The 15,821-nt window shown below is 61.4% G+C and carries 13 protein-coding genes and 3 pseudogenes; 8 read left to right on the top strand and 8 right to left on the bottom strand.

The window, feature by feature from the left end:
- Window positions 1-660: 660 nt before the first annotated feature.
- From AC3WQZ_RS22810 to AC3WQZ_RS22795, 4 genes and pseudogenes are all read right to left on the bottom strand, one after another.
- Complete coding sequence (locus tag AC3WQZ_RS22810; RefSeq protein WP_492301318.1) at window positions 661-990, bottom strand: DUF2188 domain-containing protein; 330 nt, start codon at window positions 988-990, stop codon at window positions 661-663.
- Between the two features lie 202 nt (window positions 991-1,192).
- Window positions 1,193-2,266 (bottom strand): GNAT family N-acetyltransferase, encoded by a 1,074-nt coding sequence (locus AC3WQZ_RS22805; protein ID WP_011616598.1) that lies wholly within the window; start codon window positions 2,264-2,266, stop codon window positions 1,193-1,195.
- Between the two features lie 15 nt (window positions 2,267-2,281).
- Window positions 2,282-2,836 (bottom strand): cysteine peptidase family C39 domain-containing protein, encoded by a 555-nt coding sequence (locus AC3WQZ_RS22800; RefSeq protein ID WP_492301316.1) that lies wholly within the window; start codon window positions 2,834-2,836, stop codon window positions 2,282-2,284.
- Between the two features lie 1,955 nt (window positions 2,837-4,791).
- Window positions 4,792-5,419 (bottom strand): annotated as a pseudogene (locus tag AC3WQZ_RS22795) (tyrosine-type recombinase/integrase).
- An 822-nt stretch (window positions 5,420-6,241) separates the two neighbouring features.
- Between AC3WQZ_RS22795 and AC3WQZ_RS22790 the strand changes: the two are divergent.
- The 4 genes and pseudogenes from AC3WQZ_RS22790 (at window position 6,242) to AC3WQZ_RS22775 (ending at window position 8,950) form a co-directional block, all read left to right on the top strand.
- A complete protein-coding gene (locus tag AC3WQZ_RS22790; RefSeq protein WP_492301315.1) occupies window positions 6,242-6,874 on the top strand; it encodes a fumarylacetoacetate hydrolase family protein in 633 nt (210 codons plus the stop codon).
- Between the two features lie 112 nt (window positions 6,875-6,986).
- Window positions 6,987-7,247, top strand: a pseudogene (locus tag AC3WQZ_RS22785) (ABC transporter substrate-binding protein); the annotation flags it as partial.
- Window positions 7,248-7,256: 9 nt separating this feature from the next.
- Window positions 7,257-7,643 (top strand): annotated as a pseudogene (locus tag AC3WQZ_RS22780) (amino acid permease); the annotation flags it as partial.
- A gap of 209 nt (window positions 7,644-7,852) precedes the next feature.
- A complete protein-coding gene (locus tag AC3WQZ_RS22775; RefSeq protein ID WP_492301313.1) occupies window positions 7,853-8,950 on the top strand; it encodes a Leu/Phe/Val dehydrogenase in 1,098 nt (365 codons plus the stop codon).
- Window positions 8,951-9,145: 195 nt separating this feature from the next.
- Here AC3WQZ_RS22775 and gstA read toward each other — a convergent pair whose 3' ends face one another.
- Window positions 9,146-9,778, bottom strand: coding sequence for a glutathione transferase GstA (gene gstA, locus AC3WQZ_RS22770; protein WP_011616604.1), 633 nt, complete (start codon window positions 9,776-9,778; stop codon window positions 9,146-9,148).
- Between the two features lie 136 nt (window positions 9,779-9,914).
- On the opposite strand from gstA, the gene AC3WQZ_RS22765 reads away from it, so the two are divergent.
- The gene (locus tag AC3WQZ_RS22765) at window positions 9,915-10,298 is read left to right on the top strand and encodes a winged helix-turn-helix transcriptional regulator (RefSeq protein WP_439672413.1); all 384 of its coding nucleotides are present in this window, start codon (window positions 9,915-9,917) and stop codon (window positions 10,296-10,298) included.
- A 152-nt stretch (window positions 10,299-10,450) separates the two neighbouring features.
- Here the strand turns inward: AC3WQZ_RS22765 and AC3WQZ_RS22760 are convergent, their stop codons facing one another.
- The 3 genes from AC3WQZ_RS22760 to AC3WQZ_RS22750 all read right to left on the bottom strand — a co-directional run bounded on the left by AC3WQZ_RS22760 (window position 10,451) and on the right by AC3WQZ_RS22750 (window position 13,243).
- A complete protein-coding gene (locus AC3WQZ_RS22760) occupies window positions 10,451-11,272 on the bottom strand; it encodes an ABC transporter permease (RefSeq protein ID WP_011616606.1) in 822 nt (273 codons plus the stop codon).
- 3 nt (window positions 11,273-11,275) lie between these two features.
- Window positions 11,276-12,124 (bottom strand): ABC transporter permease, encoded by an 849-nt coding sequence (locus AC3WQZ_RS22755; RefSeq protein ID WP_011616607.1) that lies wholly within the window; start codon window positions 12,122-12,124, stop codon window positions 11,276-11,278.
- A gap of 93 nt (window positions 12,125-12,217) precedes the next feature.
- A complete protein-coding gene (locus AC3WQZ_RS22750) occupies window positions 12,218-13,243 on the bottom strand; it encodes an ABC transporter substrate-binding protein (RefSeq protein ID WP_037025618.1) in 1,026 nt (341 codons plus the stop codon).
- Between the two features lie 390 nt (window positions 13,244-13,633).
- Here AC3WQZ_RS22750 and AC3WQZ_RS22745 point away from each other — a divergent pair, with 390 nt between their 5' ends.
- From AC3WQZ_RS22745 to AC3WQZ_RS22735, 3 genes are all read left to right on the top strand, one after another.
- A complete protein-coding gene (locus tag AC3WQZ_RS22745) occupies window positions 13,634-14,047 on the top strand; it encodes a RidA family protein (protein WP_010812548.1) in 414 nt (137 codons plus the stop codon).
- Between the two features lie 6 nt (window positions 14,048-14,053).
- Window positions 14,054-14,725: a DUF1028 domain-containing protein gene (locus AC3WQZ_RS22740; RefSeq protein ID WP_492301311.1), complete on the top strand. Its 672-nt coding sequence runs from the start codon at window positions 14,054-14,056 to the stop codon at window positions 14,723-14,725.
- A gap of 109 nt (window positions 14,726-14,834) precedes the next feature.
- The gene (locus tag AC3WQZ_RS22735) at window positions 14,835-15,809 is read left to right on the top strand and encodes a LysR family transcriptional regulator (protein WP_010812546.1); all 975 of its coding nucleotides are present in this window, start codon (window positions 14,835-14,837) and stop codon (window positions 15,807-15,809) included.
- Window positions 15,810-15,821 lie beyond the last annotated feature (12 nt).

Raw genomic sequence — 15,821 nt, 5'->3', positions numbered from 1 at the left:
CCGCCCCATCACAAGGAGAAAACCCATAGACATAAAATCCAATGCAGATCTGTCCGAGAAAACGGGGTAACCCCACACCTCCATGCGCCCGGCCATTCAAGTTGCCCCTGGCGCCGGAGTCTGATCAGGTGCAGGCTGGACTGCTACTGGCAACGTCATCCCTGCCGCAGTTCGACGCTGTTCGTACTTAGGGTACAGGGCGGCGGTTCATTTTCCGCGGGCAGGCGCTAACGCATGCCTGGGCGTGGCGGTGAAAACGGACGCTCTTCGACCCATCTCGATCGTTCGTATGTCGTCCATGGAATGACGGTTCTTGGCCGGCAAGCGACCGCTCGCCGGCTGTCAGGTTGTCACACGTCAGTTTGCTCCGCTATTTCTACATCAAGTCCTTCCTGATCGAAAAAAGAGGCTCCCTTTGAAGCCTCCTTTTCTATATTCGTGGAAAGAAAAAATCTGTTTTGGACACACCTCTTGAGTTAGAGACCGCTGCCGTAGTTGGTGGGTACCCAGCTATATGCTTTCCCATCACGATGGATATGCCCCAGACTAGGAAAAGAGATGTGCGCCGCGGCCACCCAATATCCCTTTGCAGCGGCATCGGCAAATGCCCTTTTTTTTACGCTGCCTTGCCGTAGCAACTTGGCATCTCGGCCCTCTTTGTCAGGTTTCCGTCATCCATGAGCAGGTGGAACTGGGAATCCGCTTCGGTGAGGAGAGCCGCGGAACGGCGGAAGTGGGAACAACGTAACACGCAGCCAGCCGCCGCCGGTCAGGGCGACGGAAAACCTCACCCTTGACGTTGCGTGGCCCGTTGCCGAAGGAGTTGCGCTCAAGGACCTTCCCGTCGAGGGCATGGACCAGCAACTCGACCTGCTTCTCCTTGGCGCGTTCGGTTCCGGCGGCGAGAGCTTCATCTTGCGTTTCGAACGTTTCACGTCCGACGCTTTCCGTTTCAATTGGCCAGCGGCCTCCAACCGTTGGACGTCGCAGCCCCCGGCGGCGAACGCAGCGCGGGAAGCGACAGCGCAGCTACGCGCTGCGTCAAGCCAGTAGCGCGCGGGGGCACATGGCTACCAAGTGTGGCAAGTCCGAGCAATGTCTTGTGAGGCCGGGAGGAGCCTGCCCACACGAGCATTCCCGGCCTCGCTTTTTTAGGTCGGTTATATGTGCCAGCCAAGGCGACGCGCAACATCTAGGAGCGCCCGGCCTGTACCGGTGCGGCGCGGCGGCCGAGACGCGCCCCCGGGCCGCGGTAGGCGGGGAAGTAGCTGTCCAGATCCTCCAGCGTTGATTCGTCACCGCCGCACAACTCCACATAGCGGTCGGGATCGACCACCAGGCGCTGGGTCCGATACACATGCGTGTCGGGCGAAAAGCCCCGTTTGAATTCGTGCAGCGAGTCGCTGGCCGAGCCGCCCAGGCCGCCGCCTAAGTGAAGGTAGCGCAGGCCGTTGACGCGGCCCCACTCGCGTGCGGAGTGGATAACCGTCTTGGTGGGCTGGTAATGGTGATACGCCCGGTCCCATCCGGCCAAGTGATACTGCATGATGCCGGTGCCGCGGGCTACGGTGACCAAAGCCCCGCCGATCACCGTGTCGGCCTGTTCGGCTACGAACAGCAGCAGATCGCCGCCGAGCGCACGTACCAGCATCTGGTAGTGCGTCGCGTGGAAGAAGTAGTAAGGCGCGGCACCCAACCGTCTCATGGTCCAGTTGTACAGCTCGATGAAGCGCGGCAGCGTGGCGAAGTCCCGGTCCAGCCGCGCAGTAACGCCCGCGCGCCGAGCGCGGCTAATGCCTTCCTTGTGGCGCTTCTGCGTTTCCTGCCACAGTCGATCTGCGCTTTTGGACAGGTCGATCGAAACGGTCGTGCCATGGTTGACCACGCGTCCCAGAGGGCTGTCCCAGCCTGCATTGAGCAGCGGATGCAGGCGGATAAACCAGGAGATACAACCACGCTCGCGCAGCAGAGCCGTGGCAGTGGCCAGTGCTTCGTCGGCAAATTGCGCCGGTGCCCCGGCGCTCAGTACCGGGCCACCGTAGCCATAGGCCGTGGTTGCGTCCCAGGTGCCGCGGGAAATCGCGCGGCGCACCAAGGGAACCAGCAGTATATGAGTGCCGTCAGTAACGCGGACGGCAGCGGCGCTGCCGTGGTCGATGCACTGCGCAGCGGCGTACCAGCCGGGCGTGTGGTGGCAGTCATGGTGGCAGCGCGCCAGTGTTGTGCGCCACGCCGGGTTGGCTGGCTCCAGCAGGCTAGAATGCATCGAAGCGCCCGGCTTCTAGCCACCGTCGCGGACCACATCTTCAGCCGGGTGCCTGCGGCGCCGGCATAGTGCGCTGAGCGACGAGGCAAGCAGCCGCTCGCAATGGCGCAACCATGACTGCCGCAGAACGGCACCCGGCGACGGGCACGGCTGGACGATTTCTGTCGACACTTCAGGCCGTAATCCGGGCAGTGCGAAAATAGCGTGCCCCCTGTGCTGGGACAGCAAGTCCTCGCGACTAACTTCCTGCACCCCGCCGTCCCAACCTGGCAAGGCGACCAAAGACCGCCCGTGTTCGCAGCGCTGAAGCAGAACGCACGGTCGGTTCTTGCCCAGCAACAGGATGACCGGCAACGAGGTGTCCGCGATATCGTCAAGCTCCCGCTCTACCAGCCGGGTCGACAAGCCGGCGCGTGTCGCCGCGGCGCAGAGGAGCGGAAACGTCAGGCCCTGTCCTTCCAGCGGCAGCCCTTCGAGTAGTACAGCGGACGGTACAGGCCGTTGCAAGGCCCGGTTCAGCAATAGCAGGCAACCCAGCATCGGATCGTCCGCTCCCGTCAGCTGTCTCATTGCGGCAGGCGGCTCCCGGCGGCCAGTAATGAAATACAGGTCGGAAGTGCCGGAATGCGCGGCGGATGTCCTCCTGGGTTGCTGTGTCTGCCGCGATGGCACTGATGCAACTTCTATGTCTTGTGCCGGCGCCTCGCACAGCGCAAGGCCAGCCGCCGCGTGTCGCTCGCGTGGATACCGCTCACCCATGATAGTCCCCCCGGCTTCAGTGGTGTGATCTGTACTGCCAGCGTAGCGCACCAGAGCGCCAGAGCCCATCATGCAAACAGCCTAGTGCGCCTGTTGTCCGTTTGATGGTGGCGACCAGAATGGAGGAGCCGTCCCCTTAGGCGCCCCAGTCACTGGGCCTCCCAATATTGCCGGATCCTCGCGCAGGATGGCGTGCAGAGTTAGTGTGCCGAATCGGAAGCGGTGGAATGCCACCACATTGGCCGCTATCGCTCCACGAGTAAAGCAGCGACAGCGCTAGCGGCGGCCTGGGCCCAGCGAATTATCCTGAACGCGCCTGAGCGCGCTAAGTCCCTTGGGCGGGAACCGCGCAGACGCGAGCGAGGCGTTCCGCATCGACAGAGGCTAGAGGCCAAAAGCCGTCACAGCATTTTGGAACCTGTCGATGCCATGACAACAATGCAAATGACCAAGGAAGAGTTCGGCCAAGAGATACCCGGGTGAATGAAAGGTACAGCTCGCCGGTGCGTGGCTCTGAATGTGGAGACTCGCCCCAAGAGGCCATATGCCTCAACGCTCAGTCAGAGCTTTGATCTCGTTATTCACTTGCCCCGGCACTCATCGGCGGGTTGTACGAAGAAGCTACACAATGGAACTAGCGCGCGGCATTGGCCATAAGGATGACTCTGTACGGCGGGATTGGAAAGGGGCTCGTTGCCGGGATTACCCCCAAAGCGGGGATAACGACATGCTGAGTCGTCGCGTGAAATGGTTCTGTTGTGTCGCAAACAGTTCTACCTCGTCAGGGCACGTTTCTTAAATGAAACTTAAGGCAATGCCGCTGGCGACTGCGGGGACATCACGAGGCGCCCACAGGATTGGCTATTTCTATCCTGTCGTTCCTGATGCTGCCCCCTGAACTCTGGAGCGCATGGCGACTGCGAACAGAAGCATATTAGGGGTGGCTCGCCTCCGGGGTATTGCGCATGCTGGCATGCCTTCCCACTCTGTGCACTGGCCATCAAGGTGGGGAATGAGGCGTGCATTCCACAAGGCACGCTCTTGCAGTGGCGCATTCCGAATGCTGTGGGGAATATGCGGCAACTCTCTAGGCCCGCGATCTGGCGGGTTGGGCAATCGACCGGGGGGCAGACTATGAGTACGACCGAAGCCGTCCCTTGCTTACTATGCGCCGTTCTTGCGCGACGCTGGGTCGACCAACGAGATCGCGGGCGTGGTAGCCGCATCTATCGCTGTGCTGCCTGTGGTGGGCGATTCGCAGTCACTGGCGATGCTCTAGGCGCCATCGAGCAGGGACGTTGGGATGTTGCCAAGCTGAAGGTTGCGGTTAGGCGGAGCATTGCTTCGGGCGTCCTTCCGCGCATTGAAGTTGCAGACGGATGGCCGAGCGTGATCGCGATCGGGCGTCAGGCATCCTGAGTTCGTTCCATGACGCTCCACTGATTGTCGCCATTGCGCCAGGCAAGCTCGCTTGAAAGCCACAGTACTACCTCTGCCCCGATGTGAGGAGGCTCTCTTGAGGGTACTGTGGAACCTGCGCGCCGAGCACCCCGAGGATGCCAGAAGCGTTGTTGTTGTCAGACACTCTCCTACGAAAATTTCGCCGTAGGAGAAACCTCAATGTTTGAGGCAAGCAGGACTGGGCCAGAGAGCTCTTCGCCTATCTTCGGCGGTTGTCCGCTTTGACGGAACTTCGGCCAGTGGATGCATGAGGATTGAGCGGCAGAAGCTGGCCGGCAAGCGCCCCCTCGCCGGCCAGAGGTTTGTCACACTTCGGTCTGCTCTGCCATCTCAAGCGCGTCGTCGACTTCGATACCGAGGTGGCGAACCGTGCTCTCCGGCTTCGTGTGGCCCAGCAGCAATTGCACTGCGCGAAGGTTCTTGGTTCTACGGTAGATGAGCGACGGCCTTGGTCCGCCCCATGGTGTGGGTGCCGTACGCCGTGTCATCTAAGCCGATGGACTCGATCCAGCGATGTACGAGCCTGGCGTACTGACGTGTGGACAGGTGGGCCGAGGCGTGAATCCGACTCGGAAACAGAGCATCCGACGAGCGCAATCCGCGATGGGCGATCCATGCCTCAAGACTTGAGCGGGTCTGCTCCGTAATCTCGAACTGAACCGGTCTATGCGTCTTTTGCTGGATCACCATCGCGCGGATACTAACGCGGGTGCCCTGACAAACGTCTCGTACGCATAGCCTTGTGAGATCACACGCTCGAAGCTTGCTATCGATCGCAAGATTGAACAGTGCGAGCTCACGAAGATTCGACGACATCTGTAGCCTTGTACGAATCGCCCAGATCTCGCAGAGCTTCAGCGGCGGCTTTTGTCCGGTGACCTTACCCTTATTCAATGGCGCACGCGGCGTCACGGGTGAATTCGACGTCTCCATGATCATCTCCTTTCGAACGAAGGTAGAATCAGTTTGCGCGCGCTGCAGATCTTCGCTGATGTCTCCGTCAGTCGGGCTGCAACGCGTGCCTCGAAAACTGTGCCGCAGACGGTCGCCGACCGACCCTTCTCCGACCCCCAAACATGGCTGTTGAATGTCCGTTGAAGGCATGAGATGCGACATCTGCGCAGTTCAGTGCTGTCGACTGATCGAGCCCATCTCGGATGGTTTCCAGCATCTGACTGAACGTCCGCGTAGGCCACGCTCCAGCCGTGCGAGTGAGGTCACCTACGGCTTTCGCCGGGCGGGAGCCCCGTCAATTTCGAGCCCCTCGCTAGTGCATTGCGAATCTTGGCGCGCGCGGCCACGCTCATTGCCATGTCCAGCAGGAAGTGGCGGCCGTCATGCCCCGGTCGAGCCGTTTGCGCCTGCCGCATCGGTGCCGGTCGCGTTCTGGCCGGGCATTACGCCAGTTTATACATTGACATCCAGGACGGCTGGTTTGGCGGACACGTAAGCGCCAGAATCCCCCCAACCAGTGAGGTGAAATGAAATATCAACTGTTCAACTACGAAGGCCGCGATGGCACGATCAACGTCGGCGTGCACGCGGACAGCCGGCATGTGCAATTCGCCGCAGGCACCGTTGACGGCCTGTTGCAGGACTGGCCCGCCGCGCAGCTACGCATTGCGCGCTTCATTGCGCAGCTGCCGCTGGCCGCCGAGACGATGGAGCCCGCACAGATCCGCTTCCTGCCGCCGCTGAGCCAGCCCGGTGTCATCTATGGGGGCAGGGGCGAACTACCGCGACCATGTCGTGGCCATGGCAAAGGCCTTCAATATGGACCTGACGACAGATCCGAAGGCCGATGGCGTATCGCCGTGGCACTTCATCAAGGCCGGCCGGGGGACACTGTCCGCCCACCGCCAGGCGCTGCCTTATCCCTCGCACACGCGAATGCTCGACTGGGAGGCTGAACTTGCGGTGGTGATCGGCAAGGCATGCCGCAACATCTCGCCGGGCGACGCGCTCGACTGTGTAGCGGGATACACCATTGCCAACGACCTGTCGGCACGCGACAACCTGCGTCGCGAGCAGGTCGATGCAAGCTCGCCGTTCCGCTTTGACTGGATCGGCTACAAGTGCTTTGAAGGCTCCTGTCCCCTCGGTCCTTACCTGACTCCCGCGGCTTTCGTGGCGTCCCCTGAAGCGCTGGATATCAAGCTTTGGGTCAATGACGAGCTCAAGCAGAACTCGAATACGTCCAATCACCTTTACACGGTTGCCGAGCAGATCGCCTACTTGAGCGAGCGGCTCACGTTGTATCCGGGCGATGTGCTGCTCACCGGGACGCCTGCCGGCGTTGGCATGGAATCGGGAGTCTTCCTGAAGCGCGGCGACAGTATCCGCGTCTGGATTGATGGACTGGGCGAACTGGAGACATCGTTGCAATAGGGCAATACCACGGGCGGCGTTCGCCGCCTGACATGGGGAGCCGTTCAGGCTCGCGTCCGCACGGGCACCACATAGAGTGCCTGACGGGCAATAACAATTCGACGGAGGAGACATGAAACAGAAATGCGTGGCAATCGCCGCCGCGCTGGCGCTGCTCGCGCCGGCGCTGGCCAGTGCTGAAGTGAAGGTCGGCATTCTTGCCACCCTTTCGGGGCCGTCGACCGATGTCGGGCGCGACGAATACGATGGCTTTCTGCTTGCCATTGAGCAAGGCGGCGGCAAGCTCGGCGGACAGCCGGTCCGCCTGATCAAGGAAGCTGACCAGGCGCGCCCGGACGTAGGGCTTGCGGGGGTGCGGCGACTTCTCGAACTTGAGCGCGTCGCAACGCCGTATTTCGCCACCTGGACCGTCGGCATCGTGTTCGCGATGATCGCCGCATTCATGCCGCTCAATGTGCTCGCCGAGTTGATCAATATCGGCACGCTCTCCGCCTTCACGCTGATCTCGATCGCGGTGCTGGTGCTGCGCAAGACGCGCCCGGAGCTGCCGAGAGCTTTCCGCTGTCCCGGCGTGCCGGTGGTTCCGCTGCTATCGGTGGGCTTCTGCCTGTTCCTGATGGCGCACCTTCAAGCGCTGACCTGGATCGCTTTCCTCATTTGGCTGGGGATCGGCCTGTCGATCTACTTCCTGTACGCGCGCCGCAACGCGGTGCTGCACGGTGGCCAGGTAGCACGCGGTGCCAGCCGTAAGAGTCCCGAGACACGGTAAGCGGATGTGGAGGCCGACCTTGGGGTAAGCGAAAACCCTAGCCCCGCCCGCACCGAGAAACTGGGTAAGATGCCAACCCGGCGCCGGCGCGACAAGATCGCCCGCAGCCGAACGGGATTGGGGCTCCAGACCCCATCAACGCCGCACCGCACTGCAACCCAGGCGGTGTGTCAAGGAAGGCAGAGCTACAGCTTTGCATTCCCCACGTCATGGAGAAGAAGTTGAACGACCGTACCCACGCGGCGGCCGCTGTCCGCCTTTTCGGCACCGGCGAAGGCCTGTCCCATGAGCGCGTAACGCTCGCCACCGATCCGGAATCCGGCCTGCAGGCCATCATCGCCATCTACAACACCAGACTGGGCCCCGCATTCGGCGGCTGCCGGTACTGGGCCTATCCCGCCGAAGCCGACGCGCTGTCCGATGCGCTGCGCCTGTCACAGGGCATGGCCTACAAGAACGCCCTCGCCGGGCTGCCGTTCGGTGGCGGCAAGGCGGTGATCCTGCGTTCCCCGGCGCAGACCGACCGCAAGCAACTCTTCCGCGCCTTCGGCCGCATGGTCGAGTCGCTGCAAGGCAGCTATATTACGGCCGAGGATGTCGGCACGACGGTGGACGACATGCGTGCCGTTCAGGCCGAGACCCGCTACGTCAGCGGCATGCCGCGCGACGGCGGCTTCGGCGGCAATCCCTCGCCGTGGACGGCATACGGCGTGTTCGTCGGCATCGAGGCGGCGGCGCTGTATCGCCTGGACCGCAAGTCGCTCGCCGGCTTGTCCGTGGCCGTCCAGGGACTGGGTTCGGTGGGCTGGGAGCTTTGCCGCCGTCTCCATGAAGCGGGCGCCACCCTGACCGTGGCCGATATCGACGCCGGCCGCACGACGCAGGCGCAACAGCAGTTTGGCGCCCGCGTCGTATCGCCGGAAGCCATCACGGCCGTCGACGCCGATGTATTCGCGCCTTGCGCGCTGGGTGCCGTCATCACCCCGGCCGTGGCCGAAAGCTGCCGTTTCCGGGCCATCGCCGGCGGGGCAAACAATCAACTCGCTTCGCTCGCCGAAGGTGACATCCTGCACCAGCGCGGGATCTTCTATGCGCCCGACTTCCTCATCAATGCCGGCGGCATCGTGAGTTGCGCCCGGGAATACCTCGGCGGTGTCGACGACTCGGACCTGCGCGACGAAGTGGCAGGCATCCGCGAACGGGTGCTCAGGCTGGCGCAACGCGTGGAGTCGACCGGCCAGGCGCCGGCGCGCGCGGCGGTGACATGGGCGCACGAGGTGTTGTCGCGTGGCATCGGGCCGAACTGAGCGTCGCGTCGACCAGGAGGAAGCCGATGAACGAATTCCCGAAGCCCCACAGTTCGACCAGCGCCAGCGCTGGTTGATGTGCTGGCTGGGGAATACGCACGGGCGCGAGCGGAGACGGCGCGGCTGATTTAGGCAGCTACCAACGCATAGCCGCCATTGGCCTCGTGAACGCGGCTTCTTAGGTGAACCGAAGCCTTACCTGAGGCCTTCGGTATCCAGGGACTTGCGCACGGCCGGCCGCTCCCGCATACGGAGATACCAGGTCCTGAGGTTCTCCAGGCCGTCGAAGTGGATGTCGGTCTTGTAGACCGACTCAAGCCACTCGGCTTGGCCCCATTGGGTTAGGGAATAAAGGTAGGCGTCGGCGACAGTGTAGGTGTCACCCATCAGATAGTCGCGGCCGGCGAGTTTCTCGTTAAGCCAGGCGTAACGCTTTTCCAACTTCGGCTTCGCAGTCTCGACGCCGTACTTGCCCGCCAGCCTCGCATAGAGCAGCGGAATGAAGCCCTTATGGATCTCGGAAGTCAGGAAGCTCAACCACTCCTGCAGACGATAGCGGTCGATGGTCCCGTTCGCCGGGGCCAAGTTCGACTCGGGTTTCATATCTGCCAGATACTGAACAATGGCCGGCCCCTCGCACAGCCGCGTGCCGTCGTCGAGTTCAAGGAGTGGGACGTAGCCAAAAGGACTGAGTTCGAAAAAATCGCGACCGTCTTCAGTTTCGTGAGTTTTGTAGTCCACCTTCGCGAGGGTTACGTCCAGCCCCAATTCATTGAACACGATGTGGGGCGACAGCGAGCAAGCACCCGGAATGTAGTACAGCTTCATTTCATATCCCTAAAGGTCATCGCAAAGCGGCGTGCCTTGCTGATGGATCGAATGATGCTGAAGATGGTATAGAAAGGGAAGAAGGCACTAAAATGTGGTGTAGGTACATTTTTTATACCTATGACTGAGAGGCTCCATGAAGACGGCTGTGTCGGGATGTTCGGTAGAGGAAGCAATGCGCCTGCTGGGCGGCCGGTGGCGGCTGCTGATCGCCTCGTACTTACTCGAAGGGCCGAAGCGTTTCAACGAACTGCGAAGAGAGATGCCAGACATTTCGCAGCGCATGCTCACCCTGGACCTGAAAGCACTTCAGGAAGTCGGCCTGGTGAAGAGAACAGCGTTTCCGACTGTTCCTGTTACGGTGCAGTACGAACTGACAGAGGATGGCGCGCGCCTTGCGCCTGTTGTGGAGGTGATGCGGGAGTTTGGGCTTTGGGTGAAGAGCCGGCCAATGCCACCGCAGGCGCCAGAACCATATCCATTAGCCCACGAAGATCCGGCCGGCGGCGTCGTGCAATAGCAGAAGCGTCGTCATGGACGTGGCCATCAAGACAGGTTCTCATAAAAGGGGGCTTTGCCGACTACGCCGCCCCTGTGTGGCAGTGAGTGCAGCGGCGCCGCCACGCGCTGAGGCAGCCCGCCATTGGCGCGGCTTTCAGCAGCGCATGCCGGTCAATGCCCTTCCTCGATATTGAGAATTTTCCCCAGGCCCAGGAAATAGTTCGCAAAGGCAAGCACGCTAGCCGTCACGGCTATATAGACAACTGACAGCGCGGCCAGCGTCGGATCGGCAAACTCCCGCACATAGTTGTACATGGAAACGGGCAGCGTCTGCGTGTCTTGCGTGGTGACGAAAAGCGATGCGGTGAATTCACTGAACGACATGATTGCCGCAAACAACCAGCCGCCAAACAGCCCCGGCGCGAGCAGCGGAATCGTAATCGTGAAAAGCACCTTCAGCGGCGACGCACCGAGGCTTGCTGCCGCCTGTTCCAGCCTTGCGTCCAGGTTTTCCATGGAAACATAGACGCTCTTCAGCACGAACGGCAGCACCAGCATCACGTGACACAGGATGACGACGCCATATGAGCGGTGTATGGAGGCCTGTGATACCAGGATGAGCAGGCCCAGCCCCAGCGTGAAGTGCGGCACCACGAGCGGGGAATGCAGGATGGCCAGCAGCGTCTGCTTGCCGGGGAATTCCAGCCGTTTGACGGCAATCGACAGGCAGGTCCCGATCACCAGCGCAATCAACGAGGACCATCCGGTGATGACCAGGCTGGCGCGGAATCCATCTCGAAAATCCGGATAACTGAAGACGCGTGCAAACCATGTCAGCGAATAGGATTCAGGCGGGAAAGTGATGATCGCCTTTTCGTTGAAGGCGGCGATCGTCACCACCACGACCGGCAGCAGCACGAATGCAAGCAGGATGGCGACGAGCAGCGGGCCCGCGACACGCAGCGGCAAAGGCAAAGCGCTTTTGATTCTCATTTCTTAGTGTCCTCCAACGACTTTCAGTCGCTTGGTGAACAGCCCCAGGGAAAAGAGCGCTGCGGCCGTCAGCAGCAAGCCCATCACACTCAGGCTGGCCGCCAGCGGGAAGTTCATGGAAGCGAAGCCAAGCTGGTACACCAGTGTCGAAACCGTCGGCACGCGGCCTCCGCCAATCATCTGAGGCGTCGCAAAGGCGCTGAAGGTCCAGGCGAACGCAGTTGTGATGCCAGCCAGAATACCCGGCATCGAAAGCGGCAGCGTGACCGTGAGGAAGGTCCTGACCGGGCCGGCACCCAGGCTCTGGGCGGCTTTTTCGTAGTCGCGGTCGATATGCGAAATTGCCGTGGCAAGCATCAGGACCACGACGGGAATCGTCACGTGCACCAGCGCGACCAGCACGCCCAGGTGTGTGAACATGAGTTCCAGTGGCCAGTCGATCAGGCCGAGCTTTCGCAGCGCGCCATTGATGAAGCCATTGCTGCCCAGGACGGCGATCCAGGAGTAGGTCCGCACGATTTCCCCCAGAAACAGGGGCGTGATGGACACCACGAGGATGAAGGACTTGAGCGCCCGGCTCCTGACGCGCACCAGGGCATAGGCCAGCGGGTACGCAACCAGCAGCGAAAACACGGTCGTCTCCACGCTCAGCCACAAGGTGTTGGAGAACGCGTCGAGATAAATCGACTTGGTCAGGTCGCTGAAGTTGGCGAACGTGAATCCGCCGACATCCAGGGAGCCGGGCACATACGCCCGGAAGCTGAACTGCAGGACCGCAATCAACGATACTGCGATGCACAGCGCGACAAGTACTGCCGGGGAGACCAACCAGGCTCGTGAATCGGGGCGCATTCTTAAACCTTATTCCAGATGCTCAATCGGCGAGGGAGGATCGGCGCGGTGCATGGCCGCGGCGACCCTCCCTCCACACTCTTGCTAGCGGGCTCAGTTCATGACGTTTTCAGTGAACCACTTGCGCCATTCCGCAGTCTTCTCGGCGCGCAGCTTGTGGTCCACGAGGATGGCCTTGTCCCACTGCTCCTTCGTCGTGAACACGCCGGGCAGCTTGGCGTCTTCAGGCGAAACCCTGGCGTCGTCGACGACGGGGCTGGCCTTCTTCAAGGCCACGATCTTCGACTGGACTTCCGGGGACAAGGCGATGTTCATGAACTTGTAAGCCAGATCGGCCTTGGTGGAGCCCTTCGTGATGGCCATGGTATCGATGCCGAGCACAGCGCCTTCCCTGGGCGTGACCAACTTGACGGGAACACCCTGGCTGATCATGTGATAGGCGTTGATCGACAGGATGACCTGCACGGGCGTTTCGCCGGTGGCGATCAGCTGCTGCGCATTGGCGTCATTGGTATAGAACGCCTTGAAGTTGGGCTTGAGCGCCTTGAGCTTGTCCTGCCCCTTTTCCCAGCTTTGCGCATCGCCACCCGACAGCATGGCGGAAACCGCGACCACATGGCTCGGATCGAAGTCAGGCACGCCAATCTTGCCTTTCAGGGCCGGGCTCCACAGGTCGTTCCAGCTCTCGAACTTGACGCTGGGCGGCACCAGGTCGGCGCGATAACCGATGGTATAGACATAGGCCCAGCTGCCGATGTGATACGGGCTGATCCTGGCGCGCTCGACAAGATGCTTGTAATTCGGAATCTTGCTCGTATCCAGCTTTTCAAAGAGATTGCCGTTGGCGTAGAGCCAGCCGACGTGGGAAGTCGTGAAGGTAACGTCGCTCTCGGGCTTGGAGGCAAGCTTCGCCTTGTTCAGGCGGTCGATGGTGCCGCCCGTGATGTACTTGACCGGTACGCCGGTTTGCCGCGTGAATTCCTTGCCGATGCTTTCATCGATGAGGTCGCGGAAACTGCCGCCCCAGGTGCTCACCACCAAGGCTTCCTGGGCCCATGCCGCCGTACTGCCAAGCGTGGCGGAGAGCGCGCAAAGTGCCAAAAGCTTGCGAATCGTCATTTACTAACCCCCAATCGAAAAGATAAACATCTGATAGAACTGGAAATACGCTTGAACGTGCCACCGGGAAATGCAATCACAAGCAGCGACGCGTTGCTGACGCAACGACGTTGACGCAATGACTTCGAATTACGGAGCCTATGATGTGAAAGTCGTACCAGGCGGCCAAGTCGGCTTTTTCGTAGGGGTGCCTCACATTTCCCGATGGGGTTGTGGATGGTTCCGCCGTCTGGAGCAGGTTAGCGGTCGTGTGAGGTTCGGTGGTATTCGGAAATTCCTAAACGGCCGGCAGGAAAATACAAATGGCGCCGCCAGCGGCTGCACATGACCATGCAGTCGGGTGCATCGCCCCCAATCTCCCGCCACCTGCCGAATCGATCCGAATCGACCATGAAGCATACCCGCATCCGCACCTTCAACACCAAAGTCACCTACCCGGAACAGAATCTGGACAACGACCTTTGCCAGGCCGTTGTCGCGCGAGGCCGTACCGTTTTTCTGCGAGGGCAGATCGGCCAGAACCTCGACACCTCGGAGAGCGTGTGCATCGGGGACGTCGCCGGACAGGCGGAGCAGGCCATGGCCAATATCGCGATGCTGCTCAAGGAAGCCGGCGGCGAGCTCGAGGACATCTGCAAGATCACGATCTACATCATCGACCCTCGCTACCGCGAGGCGGTGTATCGCGTCGTGGGCCGCTGGCTGAAGGGTGTCTTCCCGGTCTCGACCGGCATCGTCGTATCGGCCCTGGCCCGCCCCGAGTGGCTGGTAGAGATCGACGCCACCGCTGTCATCCCCGACTGAGCTGCCATGACCTTTTCCATCATTGCACGGTGCCCGGCCACCGGCCAGTTCGGCGCCGCCGTGGCGTCCTCGTCACCGGCGGTTGCCTCGCGCTGCATCCGCGGCCGCAAAGGGGTCGGCGCAGCCGCGAGCCAGAACATTACCGACCCGGATCTGGGGCCCCTCGCCCTGGACCTGATGGCCAGCGGCCTGACGCCGGAACGCGCCCTCGCGGAACTGCAGAAGCGCCCCCATATCGAGTATCGCCAGCTCATGGCCATCGACGCGCACAACCCGCCAGTGGTTTTCACGGGTGCCAAGGCGCTCGGCACCCTGGCAAGCGTGGTCGGCACCCATGCCGCATGCGCGGGCAACATGCTGGCGACGCGTGAAGTGCCCCAGGCCATGCTGTCGGCCTTCGAGCAGACCGAAGGCGCGCTCGCGGAACGGCTGATGCAGGCCATGCTCGCCGGCCAGGCCGCCGGCGGCGAGGAAGGTCCGGTGCACTCGGCAGGCCTGCTGGTGTACGATGCGCAAAACTGGCCTGTCGTGGATCTGCGCCTGGACTGGGTAGAAAACGACCCGGTCGAGGCCCTCCATGCCGCCTGGCAGGTTTACGCGCCGCAACTGAATGACTATGTCAAGCGAGCGCTCGATCCCCGCGCGGCGCCCAGCTTTGGCGTTCCCGGAAACCTGTGACCAGTCCGACGCATCGAATGAAGCGTGACAGCGCCGGTCAGGCAGCCGGCACTCGAAAGGGCAAACCTTCTCCAGTACACTGGATCGTTCCCCTTTTCCTGATCTCGACATGCTCAATCGCATTTCCCTGCGCCAGATGGAGTATTTCGTCGCAACGGCGAAGCATGGCAGCATCGCTGCTGCGTCGACGCAAATCCATATCTCCTCTCCCTCGATCTCCGCAGCGATCGCCCATATCGAGGCCGAACTGGGCGTGCAGCTGTTCGTGCGCCATTCTTCCAAGGGCATTGGCCTGACCACCATCGGCAAGCTGGTCCTGCATCACTGCGAAGATATGCTCGGACGGTCGTCCCGACTCTATGAAATCGCCTCCGATTCGAGCGACGTCATCCAGGGCACCTTGCGGGTGGGAAGCTTCCAGTCGCTCACGGCAATGATTGCGCCCGAGGTCATCTTCGGCTTTTCGCGCGCGTTCAAGAAAATCGAGCTGCAGATGGTCGAAGGCGATCAGGAAGTCTTGATGAACAAGCTCCATGCGCTTGAGATCGACGTGGCGATCACCTACGACCTGCACCTTGAGGACGACATCCAGTTCGAGAGCCTGGCGACGATGCCGCCCTATGTCCTGGTGAGCGAGGTCCATCCGCTGGCGCAGCAGAAAGTCGTCTCCTTCGAAGAGCTGGCGCCCGAACCCTACGTCCTGCTCGATATGCCGATGAGCCGGGACTATTTCACCTCCCTGTTTGAAAAGGCCGGCGTGACGCCGAACATCGCGGCGCGTTCGCAGTCCACGGAAGTGGTCCGGTCCATGGTCGCCAACGGCATTGGCTACGCACTCTTCAATGTGCGCCCCAAATCCGATCAGTCGCTCGACGGAAAGCGCATGGTGCGGGTCCGCCTTGCCGGTACCCATCGGCCCATGCTGCTCGGCCTGGCGACTTACAAGCCGATGAAACAGTCAAGATTGACGAGAATCTTCATGGAACGCTGCCGCGCTTATATCTCCGACCAATACATCCCCGGAATGAGCGCTCCAAGTTTCTTCGATCCCCATATAGCAGCGCCGCTGAAATCGGCGTCCTGAAGCGCCAGCCGC

It is taken from the genome of Cupriavidus sp. FW305-26, assembly GCF_058787975.1.
This window is presented reverse-complemented; position numbering and strand designations above follow the sequence as displayed.